The sequence below is a fragment of the Paenibacillus dauci genome (assembly GCF_000971985.1).
Lineage (GTDB): Bacteria > Bacillota > Bacilli > Paenibacillales > Paenibacillaceae > Saccharibacillus > Saccharibacillus dauci.
In genome coordinates this window covers 65204-83320 of the sequence record NZ_LAQQ01000002.1, presented here as the reverse complement: position 1 = coordinate 83320, position 18117 = coordinate 65204, and the positions used below count along the sequence as shown (strand labels likewise).

15 protein-coding genes are annotated in these 18117 nt (G+C 37.9%); 6 read left to right on the top strand and 9 right to left on the bottom strand.

Annotated features, from left to right (window positions below):
- Positions 1 to 34 precede the first annotated feature (34 nt).
- The 4 genes from WH46_RS14710 to WH46_RS14695 are packed head-to-tail and all read left to right on the top strand — an operon-like array spanning position 35 to position 3879.
- A complete protein-coding gene (locus tag WH46_RS14710) occupies positions 35 to 1120 on the top strand; it encodes a tyrosine-type recombinase/integrase (RefSeq protein ID WP_046227319.1) in 1086 nt (361 codons plus the stop codon).
- Complete coding sequence (locus WH46_RS14705; RefSeq protein WP_046227318.1) at positions 1117 to 3129, top strand: tyrosine-type recombinase/integrase; 2013 nt, start codon at positions 1117 to 1119, stop codon at positions 3127 to 3129. Before WH46_RS14710 ends, WH46_RS14705 begins: the two co-directional genes overlap by 4 nt.
- Positions 3122 to 3514: a DUF6262 family protein gene (locus tag WH46_RS14700; RefSeq protein WP_046227317.1), complete on the top strand. Its 393-nt coding sequence runs from the start codon at positions 3122 to 3124 to the stop codon at positions 3512 to 3514. The genes WH46_RS14705 and WH46_RS14700 overlap by 8 nt, the downstream gene beginning before the upstream one ends.
- A gap of 20 nt (positions 3515 to 3534) precedes the next feature.
- The gene (locus WH46_RS14695) at positions 3535 to 3879 is read left to right on the top strand and encodes a YolD-like family protein (protein ID WP_052714245.1); all 345 of its coding nucleotides are present in this window, start codon (positions 3535 to 3537) and stop codon (positions 3877 to 3879) included.
- Positions 3880 to 4156: 277 nt separating this feature from the next.
- Here WH46_RS14695 and WH46_RS14690 read toward each other — a convergent pair whose 3' ends face one another.
- From WH46_RS14690 to WH46_RS14680, 3 genes are all read right to left on the bottom strand, one after another.
- Positions 4157 to 5737 (bottom strand): sensor domain-containing diguanylate cyclase, encoded by a 1581-nt coding sequence (locus WH46_RS14690; RefSeq protein WP_046227316.1) that lies wholly within the window; start codon positions 5735 to 5737, stop codon positions 4157 to 4159.
- A gap of 467 nt (positions 5738 to 6204) precedes the next feature.
- A complete protein-coding gene (locus WH46_RS14685) occupies positions 6205 to 6585 on the bottom strand; it encodes a hypothetical protein (RefSeq protein ID WP_046227315.1) in 381 nt (126 codons plus the stop codon).
- Between the two features lie 538 nt (positions 6586 to 7123).
- Positions 7124 to 7642 carry an NAD(P)H-dependent oxidoreductase gene (locus WH46_RS14680; RefSeq protein WP_046227314.1) on the bottom strand — a complete coding sequence of 173 codons (519 nt, stop codon included), beginning with the start codon at positions 7640 to 7642 and terminating at the stop codon, positions 7124 to 7126.
- 256 nt (positions 7643 to 7898) lie between these two features.
- Between WH46_RS14680 and WH46_RS14675 the strand changes: the two genes are divergently transcribed.
- A complete protein-coding gene (locus tag WH46_RS14675) occupies positions 7899 to 8282 on the top strand; it encodes a RidA family protein (protein ID WP_046227313.1) in 384 nt (127 codons plus the stop codon).
- 132 nt (positions 8283 to 8414) lie between these two features.
- Here the strand turns inward: WH46_RS14675 and WH46_RS14670 are convergent, their stop codons facing one another.
- Positions 8415 to 8972 (bottom strand): NAD(P)H-dependent oxidoreductase, encoded by a 558-nt coding sequence (locus WH46_RS14670; protein WP_046227312.1) that lies wholly within the window; start codon positions 8970 to 8972, stop codon positions 8415 to 8417.
- 312 nt (positions 8973 to 9284) lie between these two features.
- On the opposite strand from WH46_RS14670, the gene WH46_RS14665 reads away from it, so the two are divergent.
- Complete coding sequence (locus WH46_RS14665; protein WP_046227311.1) at positions 9285 to 10139, top strand: helix-turn-helix transcriptional regulator; 855 nt, start codon at positions 9285 to 9287, stop codon at positions 10137 to 10139.
- 140 nt (positions 10140 to 10279) lie between these two features.
- Here WH46_RS14665 and WH46_RS14660 read toward each other — a convergent pair whose 3' ends face one another.
- The 5 genes from WH46_RS14660 to WH46_RS14640 form a co-directional block, all read right to left on the bottom strand.
- Positions 10280 to 11476: a winged helix-turn-helix domain-containing protein gene (locus WH46_RS14660; RefSeq protein WP_046227729.1), complete on the bottom strand. Its 1197-nt coding sequence runs from the start codon at positions 11474 to 11476 to the stop codon at positions 10280 to 10282.
- A 388-nt stretch (positions 11477 to 11864) separates the two neighbouring features.
- Positions 11865 to 13604: an ABC-F family ATP-binding cassette domain-containing protein gene (locus WH46_RS14655; RefSeq protein ID WP_046227310.1), complete on the bottom strand. Its 1740-nt coding sequence runs from the start codon at positions 13602 to 13604 to the stop codon at positions 11865 to 11867.
- A 386-nt stretch (positions 13605 to 13990) separates the two neighbouring features.
- Complete coding sequence (locus tag WH46_RS14650; RefSeq protein ID WP_046227309.1) at positions 13991 to 15931, bottom strand: hypothetical protein; 1941 nt, start codon at positions 15929 to 15931, stop codon at positions 13991 to 13993.
- The gene (locus WH46_RS14645) at positions 15928 to 16404 is read right to left on the bottom strand and encodes a hypothetical protein (RefSeq protein ID WP_046227308.1); all 477 of its coding nucleotides are present in this window, start codon (positions 16402 to 16404) and stop codon (positions 15928 to 15930) included. Before WH46_RS14645 ends, WH46_RS14650 begins: the two co-directional genes overlap by 4 nt.
- The gene (locus WH46_RS14640; protein WP_046227307.1) at positions 16398 to 17681 is read right to left on the bottom strand and encodes an ABC-three component system protein; all 1284 of its coding nucleotides are present in this window, start codon (positions 17679 to 17681) and stop codon (positions 16398 to 16400) included. Before WH46_RS14640 ends, WH46_RS14645 begins: the two co-directional genes overlap by 7 nt.
- Between the last annotated feature and the right edge of the window lie 436 nt (positions 17682 to 18117).

The window sequence follows — 18117 nt, the reverse complement described above, 5'->3', positions numbered from 1 at the left end:
AGTATTTAACGTATCCATCGATAGGAGGAATTAGATGAATCAAGTGATTAAAATACCCTATGGAGGAGAAAGCCGATGGGTTGTAGTCGATGAACATCAACAGATGATTAATCCTATCATGAAGTATATTAAATACTTGGATCAGATTGGTCGTTCAGCGAATACCTTGAAGTCATATGCTTACCAATTGAAGGTATATTGGGACTTTCTAAAGGATATTCAGCAGAGTTATGAAAACCTAGATCTTAATCTATTGGCTAAGTTCATGGCTTGGTTAAGAAATCCTATGCCAATCGATAAAGTGTCTTATATCGAAGCTACTACAGCAAAAAGAAGAGAACGAACCATTAATCTAATGATCCAATGCGTGATTAATTTTTATGATTACCTACACCGTATAGACGAATTCGAAAAGAATATAAAAGTATCTTTGATGAAGCAAATCAAACGGTTTAGACACTCCTATCGTCCCTTTTTAGACCATGTTTCACAGGATCATACTTTACGAAAAAATATTCTTAAAGTGAAAGAACCACGACGAGCGCATAAAACACTAACTAAGCAGCAACTCCATCATCTTGAAATGCAGGAGTTGCATATTCGTGATCGATTAATCATCCGAATTTTGCTTGAAACCGGCATCCGAGCCAGCGAATTACTTCAATTAGAGTTAGGTGATTTTGATATTGGCAATAAGAGTATTTTTATAAGAGCCTCCAAAACCACAGCTGGTGAGAATCGACTCGTATATATCACAGCAGATACGATGAATCTATTTCAAAATTATCTGTTGGACTTTCATTGTGTTCATACCTGGATTGATCGTGTCTTTTTTAATCGGAGTGGTAAGCACAAGGGAGAGGCCATGACGTATGAGTCTTTGCAGGCCTTAATCAAACGTTTAAATAAGCGAACCGGTTTACATTTTACTGCCCATATGTTTCGGCATACATGCGCCACTCATCTGTATGAACAAGGCATGAGCGCCGTTTCTTTACGAAAGCTGATAGGACACGCACATATCCAAACGACATTACATATGTACGTGCATCCTTCAGAGAATCAGATTCGAAATGATTGGGAACAAGCCATGTCAAACGATCCAAAGGAGCCCTTATGAACTCGATATTACGTCAGTTGGTTCAAGAGCACAGCCATTTCACCCTCCCTCTTCCCCTCTATTTTCAGCAGGACATTTGGCAAACGGATCAGTTATCTGAAATGCTGCAGTTGCCTAGACCAGTAGGGTACAACAAGTATCTTCATTTTGATTACATTGAGAATCGATACCTACGTGAAGAGATTAAAAGATACTTCTATATCCATTTAATCAGTGGGCGGTTGTCCTTACGATCAGCACTAGCTATGCCTTATACCTCCACTCTTTTATTCGCTCAGTTCTTCTCAAATGCTTATCCAGAGGCAAAAAGCTTACTTGATTACTCCTTTCCCGTGATTCAAGATCGCTATGAACGATTTTTAAAAAAAGAAAGAAACAGAGCGCAGCATTTTGCTCGTTCAATCCCAAAATATAAAGCGGGTCACTACGACTATTACAAAAAAATCACAGGTAAACTATATACCTTCCTTCAAGACTACTATGATGATCGTCCTGAATATGAGAAAGACATGTGGCATCTCGATAAACTAGGACTACCCTATAATATGTCGCGTCAAGAAACTCGGATTAATTTCACCTCAATCCTTCCTCCTTACCGGGATCTCGTCAAAAAATATTTTTACCATGTATTGATCCTTCAGCGTCAAATTACAGTAGCAACAGCTTTTAATATCCTTAAGAAAGTGTTCTTATTTTTCAACTTTATTCATGAACGTCATCCCAATTGGACAGGTTTACAACATTTACAGCGAAGTGATATTGAAGCCTTTTTAGCCTATATTTGGACGGTAGATATGGGAGGGAAAAGTCATTGTAAGAATCGTATGCCTAGCAATCGTCATGTGAGCGAGTGTCTGGCGAACAGCCGACGAATTATAGAATATGCCCAACTGTACGATTGGCCTGAAGCGCCAAAGCAACCGATCCATTTGCTTTTAGTCTGGGAAGATTTACCGAAACGAGAAAAGAAAAATTATTATGACCATATTAAACATATCCCTGATCCCATTTGGGAACAAGTACAGCATCATCTCCATTTGCTGCCTCCTGCTTTGGCTAGGCTTATTCTCGTCATGGAAGCCAGCGGTTTTCGGGTTTCGGATGTTTGCCAGTTACATCGAGATTGCTTGGTGTACAAAGCCAATGGGTGGTGGCTTAAAGGCGACCAGCGCAAAGTGAATCGTGTCGATCACCTTGTTCCTATTTCCGAAGAAATAGTTACGGTCATTAAGATTCAGCAAGAGTATGTACGGGATGAAAAGATCTATAATCCACATCATTTTTTATTTCCTCAATCCATTGGACGAAAAGCATCTGGAAAAGCGATGTGTCAGCGCTCGGTAACTCATGCTCTTGCTCGCCTAGCCGAACAATTAGATTTACGGGATGCTACAGGAAATATCTATACTTTTAAAAATCACGCTTTTCGTCACAGGTACGGTGTCAATCTCATTAATAATGGGATGCAAATTTTGCATGTCCAAAAATTAATGGCTCATACCAGCTCTGAAATGACACTGACGTATGCTCGAATCCTGGATAGTACACTACGAAAAGAGTGGGAAAAAGTGCAAGCCTCTATTCGGCTTAGTGATACGGGAATGCCAGTTCGAACCGATCTGTCAATTCAAGCGGAAGAAAATGGCGTAGAATTAGACTGGATTCGTCACCATTTAGATGCGATTCGTATGGATCATGGGTTTTGCATTAAGAGTCCCAAGCTACACTGCGAATTTTTAGAACAGACACTGGAGCCTCCATGTATTAAGAATAATTGTCGCAGCTTTCATGTCGATCAAACTTTTCTACATTACTATCAAGAGCAAATTGAGCAATTATTACGGGATGTACAAGTATATGAAGCACAAGGAAGACTGCGATCTATTGAATTGGTTCAACTCAAAATTAAGCGTTTTACGGATATTCGAGATTCGTTACGATCCGAAGTGCCCATTGTCGGAATTGCTAAAGAAAAACGTGAGTATGTAGGAGGAGAACGAAATGGCTAATGCCTATCCTAATCGGTCCGGACTGCAGCAGCATGCCATTCAAAAAAGAGAGCACGCTATAGCGTCTAGCTGGACAGCGATCCAGCAGCTGCAGCAAGCTGGGCTAAATATCAACTTCAACACCGTATCTTCTCACGCTAAAGTATCCAAGGCTTTTTTGTACGGGTATGGTCCGCTTCGATCTAAAATAGAAGAATTACGTCTTCAGAAGCCTTCTAACGGCCGTATACAAGTTTTAAGCGATTCTTCTAAGGATGTCGTTATTGAGTCACTCCAGCAGCGTGTAGCAAGTCTTACTATCCAAATAAATGAACTCCAACATGAAAACAAGGCTTTGCAGCAACGTTTACAAATGGATTTGAAACAGAGCTACGAACAATTATAAATGTAGAAAGGAACGGTTCGATGAATGACTTTTCTAAAATGAAGAGAGACCCTAATAAAACATGGAGTTCTTCTTTTATTCTGCCCGAACACCGAGATCGGTTACAAGAATGGCTGTTTGCGCAAGAAGATGTTCCCCGACCGATTCTCGGTCCTGATCAGCTGGAGGAACTCAATCAAGCGATGCATCAGCACCTTCAGGATCATCAGCCGATCACAATTACTTACTATAAAGATAAACGTATCCAGCGGCTACGCGGCATCTTACATAGCTGTGATCCAAGTACACGCGTCCTGGGTGTCTATAATGTTGATTATGAGCCGGTACGTATCCGGATTAGTGATATCTTATCAATCACGACATAAACAAAAAAGACTTAGACTACCTAACCATTTGCAGTCTTCTTCACTTTCTTATGTTAATAATACATCTCATTACCGCGAATATTATAAGCTGCAGTACTAAATCGTTTTTAACCTCTGCTAATGTACATTAATTTGGCTACTATAGTCTGCTGTATATGCATGTTTTAAGCCCTATAACCCATGGTTTCAGACCATCTATTCAAAAGTAAATTGTAAGTTATTCTTTACACTACTATGACCATAGAGTTAAAAAAGAGAGCCCTTAAGGCTCTCTTTTTTAAAGTATAAGTCGCGTACAATTCCTCCCTTCTTGTTTAGCTTTATACAAGGCTTCATCTGCTCGCTTAAAAATTTCTTCATACTGTTCATCCGACTGTTTATCTAAAGATATCCCCAATGAAATCGTAATAAACTTACCAATTGGCGTCGGAAAAATCTCTGTCGTTTGGCGGATTCGTTCAGCAATTTCCATGGCTTCATTTTGGTTGGTATCGTAAAGCAAAATAGCAAATTCTTCTCCACCATAACGAAATACTAAATCTTCTAAACGTGCTTGACTACGGAGAATGCGAGCCATCATTTTTAAAACTTCATCCCCCATAGGATGACCGTACGTATCGTTGACGGACTTAAAATGGTCAATGTCCAACATAACAACAGCATATTCATATTGGTTGCTCGACCAGTTACTTGCAATGGATTGAAGTGCACGTCGATTCAACAAACCAGTGAGCGGATCTACGTTGGCTTCTATTTTTAATTGCCTTTCTTTCTCTCGTGTCTCTTCTTCTAATATCATAATAGCATGATGGAGTTGTTTAGCTTCATAGCTCCACTTGTTTATCTCAGGCACGTCCTTTTTTTCCTTTCCCACTGCCAGATTCTTGGCATATTCAGCAAGAGCGGTTAGAGGAGAGGATAACTGGATCGAAAGCCACAAAATAAAAGCTAAAAGTATAATAATAATGGGTAATAAATACAACATTGTAGACTGAATAAGATGAGAAGAATAAGCTTCTATATTTTGTGCAGGAGTCTGAACTATAATTCGCCAATCCGTCTCAGGGACAATCGCATATCCTGAAAGATAAGAACTTCCTTCTGAAGTCTCCACTTTAAAATTTCCACTGGTACTATTTTTTAATGCAGGAAAAATTGGAGTGTGGGATATATTTTGATTGATTCTGCTAGCATCCGGATGATAGATAATGTTTCCTGCATGGTCAACCACGTAAAAGAAGGATTTATCCTTACTCATACTGTCTATTCCTAATATCTGTTTAAGTCGATTATCTTCTTGTAAATAGAGTACTCCACCCAGCATTCCCTTGTACTGCCCCTTATTCGTAAATAAAGGATGACTCACTAAAATGATCAATTTTCCAATCTTTCCCATGTAAGGACTTGAAATTATTGGTTTTTTAGCGGCCAATGCCTGTTTGCTGGCTGGCGTAGTAAGATAAGTTCCAGCTTGACCTAAACTGGTAGGTGAATTCATTTTAATGAAACCGCTCTCATCCGTGATAAATACAGCATTAAAATAACCCGTGGAGTCATGGAAGTAATCCAAGTTGTCCTGAAATAGATTTGGACTTAAGTATAAATGGTCCATCATATAGGAAGAACTGGATTTTAATGAGTGCTGCATCGATTGAAGTAACGTGTTAGTGACTCGGCTTAAATCCTTTGCATGATTTTCATTTAATCCCAGAGTTTGTTTCTCAAGGGAGTTCTTCTCGTTGGTATAACTCACGAGCAAACAAGCAAGCAATATCAAAAAAGAAGATAAGAAAACCAATCCACACATAAAGGTCGATAGTTTGATACCTCTTTTGTACCACCGTGTTATTGGGGACATTCCTACTCTCCTTCTTTGTACATACTCCTGTTTTAAAGGAAGGATGCCTATTATAATTTCTTCTATTTTCATTATTTGATTGTAACAAAATTACTATAACATAGTATTAAAAGTAAAATATAGATATGTAGAAGTAAACAGAGCGCATCAATATAGAACATAACTTCATTAATAAAGGGTTTAATCGTATGCTCCAGCTTAACAAACGTACAACTGAAATTGTATATGTAAAAGAAACTGTTCGTTTTCAGGACATTATTCATGCTGAATTGGATAGCTTCTATATAGATTGGGACCTCGACTGTCGTCTCAACCTTTTGGTATGTATGTTTAAATAATAGAATTTATTTTTTGAATGCATCTTAAAGGGAACACACCCATGGGTTATGATTTGATCTACCAACTCACTTTGAGATTATGAATATCCACAAAAAAAGCCGTGGCTGCATTTTAAGCAACCAGGGCTTTTAAAGCTGAGTACATAGGTACAGCTGGAGTTTCAATTCTATGCGAATAGATTCAAGTACATCGGCTACATTATCTGTAAACACAATTTCTTCTTGCTTCAAAATATACACAACTCGTTCATAACTTTCTTTTAACGTTGAGAGATGCTCACTTTCTGATGTGCTAGTGAGAATAGGATGCATTAAGGTCTCATATTTACGGCAAATCGCGGATTGTATTACTTGCTGATCTGGCTGGAGTAGAGACCAAGTATACGCTCCATTCTCTACTACTTCTTCTGACCCTTTAACATAAACCAACCTGGAATTATAAATTATAAAATCTTGTATTTTTTCACTAAATTCAACAAATTGTTGATTTAATTTCTCAAACCTGAGCATTCACAACCCTGCCTATCTCTGAGTTTACTTGAACTACACCTGTATCTTGTACATTAGAATTGTATAGGATATAAAATTGATTTAGCAATCTATATAGCATAAAGATTTTATGTAGCTATTTATTCCTATTAGAATTAATGTCAATTACTAAAAATAGATTTTATAATTATCAATCAATTGCAAGATTGTCTACGAAAAGGATTATTAATAAATCTTATGTGACTATAACTTCTCTCCATAGTACAGGAAAAGTTTTTGATAACATTTAAATAGAGCACAAATCGTTTAGTTTTGAGTTATGTATAAATACACGTTCATTTGTATCACTGTAAACATGGTTTTATCGAATAGACTCATACATGTTTTAGTTTTTTTCTGTAATAGTCTTGATAAAAATAGAAAATGGTATCTGGTTATACAAAAACAAAGGCTGCTTACCATCATCTGATGATGTGAGCAGCCTTTGCTATGGAGTTGTATCAAGTCATATGCTACTCGATGCGATTTCTACTTTTACAATTGTAATAAGCAGTAGCTCTTAGCCACGTACCGCCTGTACGTATTCACGAGCCGATACATTCAGGTCTTCATCGGTAATGGACATGGCGTTATGTTGAATAAAATAAGGCAGCAGTTGGATTCCGATCAGATTGCTGGTGGCATGAAACGGCTTCAGCAACTCTTCCATCGTATATTTGTTTCTGCCATCAGGATGATAGGCTTCTTGGGGACTTCCTGTAGAGATCGCCAGCAGCAGCTCCTTGCCATGCAGCTTGTTGCCTTCACTACCATATGCCCAGCCATAGGTTAATACATGATCCTGCCACTTTTTCAGAAGGGGTGGTGTGCTGTACCAGTAGAACGGGAATTGGAATACGATCCGGTCGTGCTCCATCATCAGCTGCTGTTCGCGCGCTACATCAATTTGCTCATCCGGATAGGTTTCGTATAGATCATGAATCGTTACGTCGGGCTGACCTTTTAATTCTTCAACCCAGCGTTTATTGACTTTGGACTGCTCCAGATTGGGGTGTGCAACGATAACGAGTGTCTTCATGGATTTTCCTTCTTTCTCGAAATGTTTGTAAGTATTTGGTTTTGACCTAATGTGACAATAATAGTTACAACAAGTTGTTCCGTCAAGTATTTATCCAAATCTATCTCCTGTTATCCGAAGCAGCTGTCGTCCTACCACTAGATATTCCCCTCTCCCTACTACCCTTTTGGATAGTACCTATCGTAATTGTGCGTACTGTTGCTTTGTTTCTGCCCGGTTTATACTAGCCTTAATTCACAGCAAAGGGGCTCATACAATGACCACTATCCAAACCTACAATCATGATCTTTGGGATCATGGAATCTCGCAAGGCTACCGCGTCGACAATACTGTCTATATCTCTGGACAATTCTCTCATAATGCCCAGGGCGAATTTATCGGAGCGGGTGATATTCAGGCACAAGTACTGCAGACGCTGGAGAATCTGGATACTGTACTCGCCGAATTTGGCATAACCCGTTCGAATCTGGCTTATGTAGAGCTGTATTTGACGAATGCTCAGGAACACGGAGAAACTGCGATTGAACTGTTCAAACAATATGTTGGTGAGCATCGGCCTGCAGGCAGTATGATCGGAGTAACGTATCTGGCTTTCCCGGAGCAGTGGGTCGAAGCTCGCGCCGTTGCCTATATCAAGTAAAGGAAAAAAGGGACTTCGCTTCATCGAAGTCCCTTCTTCTGTAAAGATAACATTAAAAATAATCTTAGAGTTGTACAGAGAATTAGACCTGCCTAAGCCTATTTCCTCTTCAAGCATATCGATCTCTTCGATTTAACCTTCCAGAACGAATACTTTGTTCAAGTGACTGCGCAGTTGTGCAGTAAATTTTTCAATATCGGGATTCGATATTACATCATGTATACCGAAGCTTGCCAGTGGTTCCATCCCGGCAAATCGCTGCGTGTAGTGAAGATGTTCAAGAGTCCCTTCGAGGTCTTTCCCTTTGAAGAATCCTTCCGGATTGTTGTATTCACTTTCAGGCGCATTCCAGGTTGTAGAAAACATATATTTTTTGCCCTGTAACAGGCCACCCTGGCCATACTTTTCGGCTCCCTGGAAAATAACGCCATACTCATACACTTTGTCAAAATAACGTCTGAACATAGTCGGCAGTGAGAACCAGTAGATCGGTGTTTGGAAAATAATCACGTCTGCCCATTTGAATTTCTCTTGCTCTTCTTTTACATCGTAGCCTTCTTGAACAACAGTGGTTTGTATATTGAATTTCCCTGACAGGTTGGCAATCAACTCATCAAATAACGTTTTATTCAATCTCCCCTGTGAATATACATAGTGTTCATGGCCATTAATAATCAAGATATTATTCATAATATCCTCCCTGGAATTGGTTTTTTCCTTTCGCTGCAGACACTACATATAATCCCCGGTCTGCTCGTGCGAAAAAACATCAAGTAATTGGTACCAAACGGATTACGTATCCTGTTCTATTCCAAGCTGAACGATAGCTCTGCTTTACGAATATGGTAAGATTAAACGTAACCGGTTATGGCTTTATATTATCTTGATCCGAATTATCCAAGAAGAACTGTGTTTATATCTCTATTCCGACTATTATCATCACTGATTCCATAACTTATAATCCTAGTAGTAAAAGTATTAGCTTAAAAGGAGCGATCTATCATGAGTGACGATCCACGCCGTCAGGAGCTGGGAAGCTTCCTTCGTACAAGACGGCTGCGGCTGTCGCCGAAAGAAGCAGGTCTGCAGCATGCCGAATTTACGAGAAGAAGAACCAAGGGGTTGCGACGTGAAGAAGTTGCGGCGCTGGCCGGAATTTCATTGCCATGGTATACCTCCCTGGAACAGGGACGCGATATCAACGTCTCCGAGCAGGTACTGGACAGTCTGTGCCGTGTTCTTCGTCTGGACCAGGACGAGCGCAACCATCTTTACTTTCTCTCGAACTCGCGCCAGACTGCCTTTCTTCCCAGGGAAAAAGAGCCGGTCATCTCGCCTTCGCTCACCTACTTGCTGGATCAGATGCCGCTCTGTCCTGCTTATGTGACCGATGCCAAGATGAACGTGCTGGCCTGGAACCACCTGGCTGTCTCTGTATTTGGCTCCTTTGGCGCGGTGGACAGCTCCGAGCGCAATATGATCTGGCGTATGTTTATGCTGCCCGCCTATAGAACATTGTTTGCCGACTGGGATGATCTTGCTGCTTCGCTGCTGGGTCATTTCCGAGTAATGTATGGTCAGCATCTCGACGATCTCTGGTATGCTGAATTTATCGCCAGCATGACAGAAAACAGTCCCGAATTTGCGACCATGTGGGAGAGCTACGATGTACGTTGTACCAATCAGTATCCCCAAGTCATCACACACCCGCAGGCAGGTAGGCTGAACCTGTCAACGCTCGTCTTCCCGATTCAGTATAGAAGCGGTCAGTTTCTGCATACCTATACACCCGATCTGCAGGATGGATCGGTAGAACGCCTTGCCAAACTTGCACAAGCAACACCTATCAGTCATTAATCGATATGGCTGTATGAGCATCTGTCTTTTGCTTACGGATGCTCTTTTTGTATTATGTAAAAAAGAGACTCTACGAATCACAGCATAATGCCGTATGTACTCTGCATATTTCTCGCTACGGCATCTGCTGAACGATCTTCTTATTCCTGCAAAGACTCCGCTAGAATCGTATGGCATTCATGGAATAACGCAAATTTTTGGAGACAATCGTTCAAGGCAGTTTGCAGCTCCAGCGTTTGCTTCACATCGTTCTCGTACCATATCTTTTTCACCAGCAGCGTACCTGTTTTTCGCTCTGCGAGAATCTCGGCTCGTCCAATAAAGCGTTCTCCATACAATAGAGGCAGCACATAATAACCAAATTTTCGTTTGAGTGCAGGCGTATAAATCTCCCAGGTATAATCAAATCCAAACAAGGCCTGGATAAGCTTGCGATCCCACATCAAATTATCCAGCGGAGCTATCAGTTCGCAGCGCCATGCCGGTTCTACGTGCCCCAGAACAGCTTCGATCAGCGGTGTATCTTCTGCAAGGCAGTACAGCGTATCCTTTATTGGTTCGACGGTTACAGCGATTATGCGCTTTTCGTCCAGCAGCTGGCGAAAAACCTCGCTGCGCTGTGCAGCTTTGAGTCCCCATATATTTAGCCAGGCATCTGACGCACGATTCCATAACAGCCCTACAGAGCCGATGCGGCGCAGTACCCGCCATTTGTGATGCTCAAGCTCATCTGCTAATGGTTCGACGGCATTCAGAAGAATAGGGTCAATGTATTTACTCGCCAGATCATAATATTTACGTGTTCCTTTTTTATGATGAATAATCAGCTCGCCTGTCGAGTACATCTGTTCCAGCACCGAGCGGGATGAATTGCTGCCACTGCTCCAGTGGATTGCAGATCGCCAGGCGAAATTCCCTTCCAGCTTTAAATCGTCCGAACTAAGCGCACCTTTATTGTGGAGATGCTCCTGTACCTGTGCGATTAATGCTTCCATTTCAGGATAACGTTCGGCATGCTGACGGGCAGCTTGACGGTACCGCTCAAAATATGGCCAGTCCGTAACCGGAATAATCGCCAGATTCTTGTCGGGATAATCAATCAGACGGCGATCTTCATACAGCAGTTCAGTAAGCATACCTTTGGTAAATCCCTGGATACGCGATTGAAGAACCAATTCAGCATTTTTTCCGCAGACGTCGATCGGATCATATTGAATACAGCCTGCCTGCCGGACAAAGTCCAATATTCCCTGCTTCTCACTGAAGATGTAGTCCCCCAATAGTCCGTGCTTCAATAATAAGAATTGCCGTGCCTGGCGATTGGTTAATTGGATCATGTTCATGCCTGCCTCCCTTTTAGTACAGCTGAACTTCTCACCTTTTTGTGCTTCGCTCTGGCTTGAATTTCTTTTATCATACAAAGATTCTGTTCAAAAGGAAAGAAATTTCCAGGAACATTCGTTCCTGTTTTATGGATAGATTATTTTCTTGGGTGAACTATTATTTTAGCCAGAGAAGCACAGATGCAGGCCATTCACCAAAGAAGCCAAGCAGCATCTTCTTGTGTACATTTCACATAAATTCCAAAGCAAACAGTCCCCACTGTGTAGTAGGGACTGTTGACGGGGATACAAGTTGCTATTGTTTTGCTATCCACAAATTTATAACATTCGGAATAAGCTGATTATAGAAGTCAGACCTATTGGCCGGCTTTACCGCTATACGTTACAGCGCTTTGATCAACGCTTCCAGCTCATCCACCAGCACTTTGGCAAGCTCGAAATTTGTATCTTTCAAAGCCAATTCAATTTTCATTTCAACCTCTTTTTTGTTTTGTTCCTTTTCCAGATAATCTTTGTCAAAATGACGCTTGTAAATCATCTGTCTGAATTTGCGCATACTCATTTTGCGGACCGTTTTGTTGTCAATGATCAGCACATAATCCATACCGTTAACGACGGAATAGAAATCATGGGAGATCATGAGGATCGCGCCTTTGTACTCCTTAATCGCTTTCTCCAGGGCAATTTGCGTATAGATATCCAGATGGCTTGTCGGTTCGTCGAGCAGCAGCAGATTGGCATTGCTGGAAGCAATCTTCGCCAATTGCAGCATATTCTTCTCGCCACCGGACAGCGATTGAATCTTCTGATTCAAGATTTCCCCTTCAAAGCCATAACTGGACAGGTATGCTCTAATATCATCATACGTGCTGAATCCGGCTTCGATAAACTCATCCAGAATGCTATTGGAATCGGTCAACGTCTCGCCTTGAAGCTGGGACAGATAACCGATCTTCACGTCGTCATGGATCGTAATCGACTCCTGTTGGTTTCGGAAAATGTCTCGTAGTAACGTCGTTTTCCCTGTTCCATTGGCGCCGATAATCGCCACTTTATCTGTCGATTTCATTTCAAAATCTACATGCTCCAGCAGCAGTTCATCAAACGAAACCCCATAATCGTTTACCTGCACGATAACTGTATCTTCCAGTTCATGATCCAGACCAAATTCCATATGCGGCTGCTTAATATCCACAAATGGTGCCTTGATTCGGCTCGCTTCGAATCGTTCCTGTACCTTCATTCTGGCTTTTAGCGCTCTACCTCTGGATTCATCGGAATTGTACGTTGCGATGGTACGCAGATTATCGATAAGCGCCTCATTGCGCGCCACTTCTTCCGCTTCAGCGACAGCAATTTCCTGCATCTCCATCTTCATTTGCAGCAAGGAGAAGTTGTAATCGATATAGCGTCCATCAAACTCCTGAATCTCGGCGTTTTCGAGATGAATGATCTTATTAAAACAATGATTCAGCAAATAGCGGTTGTGCGTGACCACGAGCAGCATGCCTTTGTGCGAATTAATAAGATTTTTGAGCGCATTGAGATTTTCAAAATCCAAAAATACATCCGGCTCGTCCATAATCATCAGATCGGGACGATTCAGCATTTCCTTCATCACTTGAACCAGCTTGAATTCACCGCCACTCAAGGAAGAGACGTCTGTATCTTTCAGCTTCATAAGATTGGCAAGATTGAGCTGCTTATTGATTTTGCTCTCAAAATCATCGCCACCGAGGGCTTCAAGCGCATCCAAAGCCAGCTGATACTTTTCCATAAGTGCATCCATATCCGATGTGGTCGCCATCTCGGCATAGATATCTGTAATCTCATCCTGGATCTTCATGAAGGGTTCTGCAATATATTCAAAAACAGTGATTTCTTTGGTCGAATCGACTTGGGAGAACTGACTGACATATCCAATGGTGTAGTCCGGATCGATCTCCAATTTGCCATCGAACAAATAGCGCTGCGGGTCCATCAGGATATCGATCAGCGTACTTTTCCCGCTGCCGCTTGTGCCGATAAACGCACAATGCTGCCCTTCTTCAAGCGTAAACGTGATGTTGGTATAGAGTTCTTTCTGGGGAAACGAGAAGGACAGGTTTTCAATTTTGATCATAGTATTACCTTTCTGTATAGCTAAAATGGTGATTATTTTAGTAGGGGTAGTACAAAACGTGGATGTTGTGTTTGCCACTCATCAGAGTACCATTGTTTGGAGGGAAGTACAATTGATTTGTGGATTTCAAGCTCACTTTTAAATTCTTTTCGTTAATCATTTAAAGTTAAATTAACTGAAATATCAAAGCTCTGGGATGTTACTTTTTAATGAATTATATTAGAAATGATAAATAAAAATTTAATCTAATTATCATAAAATTCCAAAATAAACATTATAAAATAAAATTCAATCATAAATAAGAACAATTGATTTAATAAATAATAGATTCATTAAATCAATTGTTCTCTTTCTAATTCCTATTTTATAACTGAATTTTTTAAAAGTTAATCCACTTCTTTTAATTCGTTCATTTCCTCATTAATTAAACCGTCCTTCCCGTTATAAAATGTGTATTTTGTATAAATCTTATCAAATTGAGGTGGAGGAGTATTTTCAACTAAAATTATTTGATGATATTCGCCCAACTCGACTAGAATTTTATAAAATTCTTCGTAAACCTCCGGATCTCTAACTTGAGCTTTTGATATTTCTTCAGAGCTGCTAACTTCTGGATCTTGATTTTTTAAAGTCCCTACATACTTGCTAATTGAGTCCACCATTAATAATCCTGGGTGACCCTTAGCATAACCAACTTCTTTACTTTTAAGAATAGCTCCTAAATAAGATAGTTGCATACTTTCTAGCAATCCTCCACTTTCATGCGAATAAACACTTGCTCCATTATAATAAGGGATAAACTTTTCTTTATGAATATAGGAATCTTCAAAAAGTTCATATTTTAATCTTTTCATAAATGCTTTATATTCTTGATTAAGAAAATTAAAAGTATTCTCTTTTTCTTCACCTTTTATTTGTAGAGCAGAAAGTTTCGCTTTTAATCTTTCTACTTCAACGCCTTGTTCAATAATAAAATTCTCTTTTTCTTCAATTTTGCGGTAAATTCTTAAGCTTTCTCTAAGAATTTCTTGCTTCTTTGTTAATTGGTTAATAATACTATTTAATGTTTCTAGCTGAGAAAGGAACGGAACTTCTGTTTTTTTGCTAAAAACTTTAATTGCTTCGTCAAATATCTCCCTTTTTTGATTAAAATTTATTATTTCCTGATTTATCCGTTTTATTTTCTTTATGTCAGTTTCTATTAAGCCTGAAACTAAAGATCTCTTACTCTCAATTTCTTTTTTAATCTTTTGCAAAATCACTTCTGTTTCATTATTATCAGAGAATATATCAGTGTGGTGGTGATTTATCTGAGAATTACACAAAGGACACTCAAGAGTTTGATTAGCAATTACTAATTTGTAATTTAACTCTAATGTTTCTTTTACTTCTATAAGTTCTGCTTCATATTCTTCTAATAACAACGATTTCGAAGAAATAGATAAATTCAATAACTTCTCTTCGCTTCTCAGATTAAAAACCTCATCTGCAATACTTTTTAGGTCTCTTTTCAACTTAATATATAATTGATTTTCTTTATTTTCGTTAACATTACTATTTTGAACAATTTCTGCTTTTTCTCTTTTTCTATCTTCTATTTCCTGTGCCACCTTATCAACTTTTAACTGTAGCTTAATAGGATCTTCTGCATCTCGATCCTTTAAATAAGACTGCAACCCTATAATCTCTTTTCTTGCACTTGAAATTGCATTTTCAATCTCTACTATTTTTTCATTCAAAGTATCTTTGTCGACTTCTATTAAGTTAAATATCATCTTGAAGGTATGGGGATTTTTATTAGCTTTGAATGTACTCTTATTTCCAAGAAAATTATCAGTTCCCAATTCATGTTGATGTATGTACACATATCTAAATACATCTCTAAAAGAGATTAATTCTATCTCCTTTTCAGTACTATGCTGTTTATGTCTAATCAACTTATACTCATTAATGCCCATTTTTTGCATAAGCATGCTCATAACTTCTTTAAGATTCACAATTTTAGGAGTAAACTCGTCTACTTTTATGAATGGACAAAAATATATCTTTATTTTATCAAAGTTCTTTTTCAAATCTCTATTGAGAGTAATGACATCCTCATTAATTAATATTTCCAAGTAAATTTGATCACAAAAATTACTTAGTTCTTTTTGAACACTTAAATCAATTTTCTCACCTTTTCCAAAGCAATAATCAATAAGACTCAATATTAATGATTTTCCAGAAGTTTTTTCTCCACTAATGATTGTGAGCCCTTCATTAAATTCAATTGTTCTTCGAAAAGAAGTACCTTGCATAATTAATTTTTTTATAATTATTCGAGTCATCCTTTACCCTCCTTTAATTTTTTTAAAGTTGAAGCATTATAGCTTACCTTTGCAAAAGTTGATATATATTTTTGTTGCAACTCTTGAAAAAAAGCTGAATTATGTTCTTCGTAAAAACTTTGCCCAGTTTTAGATACTTTTATTTTTATGTTTTCATTTTTAGTGGCTAAGCTCGCTTTCAGTTTAATGAAGTTTAAATTCTCCATTTGAATTACAATATTACCAATTCTTGATTGAAAACGAAAAAAAAGGTTGGGAGAAGTCGCCTCATTTGTCTCTTCAAATATTGAAATAAGATTAAAATTTGTAAGAGAATAATAAAATAAAATTTCTGATATAGGTATATATCTTTTACTTTCCAGGGAGATAGAATAAATTAAGCAAAGAACTTTCATCAATTCTAACTTTTCATTTTCAAATAATAATTCGATAGACTTAGGAACAGATGAATATTCTTCTTTATTGCTTAGCATCTATTACCACCCCACCATATATCTTTATTTTCATCTTCAGCCAAAAGATGAATTATTCCTCTAATCTCGTCTTCGTCTGCTAAATTTTCTTTCAGCAATTGTCTCAACCTACCGTAGTCTAATTGCTTTAAGCTAGAATGAACAATTTCCAAAAATTCTTCACTATTACCATACTTTGTGTAAGTATCTGCATATCTTTCTTTATAATTAATAAAAACTTTCCTGAGTATCACGTTTATTATATTTAATGGAATACCTGATTTTTTTAATTCACGAATATATTCCTCTGAAGCTACATAAAATGCAGAACTAAGTTCAATTAAAGACTCGTTAATCTGCTCAATTTTTAATTTTCTATAGAAAAGATTACTTTCTACATCTTTTTGAAGATCATCTATACCTGCACCAACTATAATATTAGAAACGGGCATCTTCACACCTTGCTCTGAGACATTCATATAGAAATTTTGCATTTTATTTAAAACTTCTCTGATACCTTCTGCATGAGAAGTACTTTTTGCACTATACGAAATAGTAAGTAATCCATATTCTTCTCTGAGCTCTTTAATTTTCTCTATGCTAGGATCGGGTAAAATTATATAGTGCTTCCCTTTAAAAAAATCTTTATGTTCTTTTATGAGTGTTCTAATAAATTGATCATCAAAGGAAAAACCTAGAAAGAGTATTTTTTTTGTTCCGGTAATTAATCTTAAAATATTTTCATATTTTTTGTTATTATAAAGCTCTCTATAACTTTCTTCACTGATGACGATACTTCCCGAATTAGATATAGTTCCGTGTAATTGACAAACTCTTTTATCATTGAACAAGGTCTGAGTGTTAAAATCTATATCCTTCAATAAAATAGGGTCTAATTCGCAATCCAAGTGTTTATGCAATATACTCTCATAATTTGTAGATAAAAAAAGTTTGAAATTCATATTTTTCAAATCTGAATAATTATGAATAGAATCGTCTATATTTTTTTTACTTCTTTGTTTTATAGTTGTTGTTATATATTCTTGGATATCTTCTTCTTGAACATCTGTATATTGTTTCAAAACACTAATTGCATGCCAATAATCATATCTGTTTAAATCTTTTTCTACAGCAAGCTTCACAAACTCCAAGTCATCTATAGCATATTTAGAAGTTATTTCTCTAATCAAATCTCCCCAGTCAGGTATACCAAAAGGCATCGACAAACCTGCACCTACAAAAGGAACAATATTATTTTTGCAGTAATCTTCACATAAAGCTTCTAAATGTATACTCATATTTTGCTCCTCTTGGACTAGATATTAGTATGTACTTCCTGATAATACCAAAAAAATCAAATGTTTCATAGATATATTGACCCATATTTTCTTTTGATATTTACTATTTAATTGTCCTTCTCCCCTTCTGATAAGATTCTTGCAATATATATTAAGTTAAGATTCAGTTAAAATAAATACACTTACATATAAAAATCATTCGCAATTATAGAGCGGCTTCTCTAAATAGCTCATGGTAAACTTAAACACCTACCTCCAAAGTTTCACATTCGACATACTAATCTTTCCAGAGAGGACCATTGTATCTAAATTGATAGCTCTTTCTAAATTAAATTTATTAGAAAGTAGATTATATTATTACTCTTTTTACTTTTAAAGAAAAATAAGTAATAATATTACTTTTAAAAACAAAAATATAAAGGTAATATTTATATAG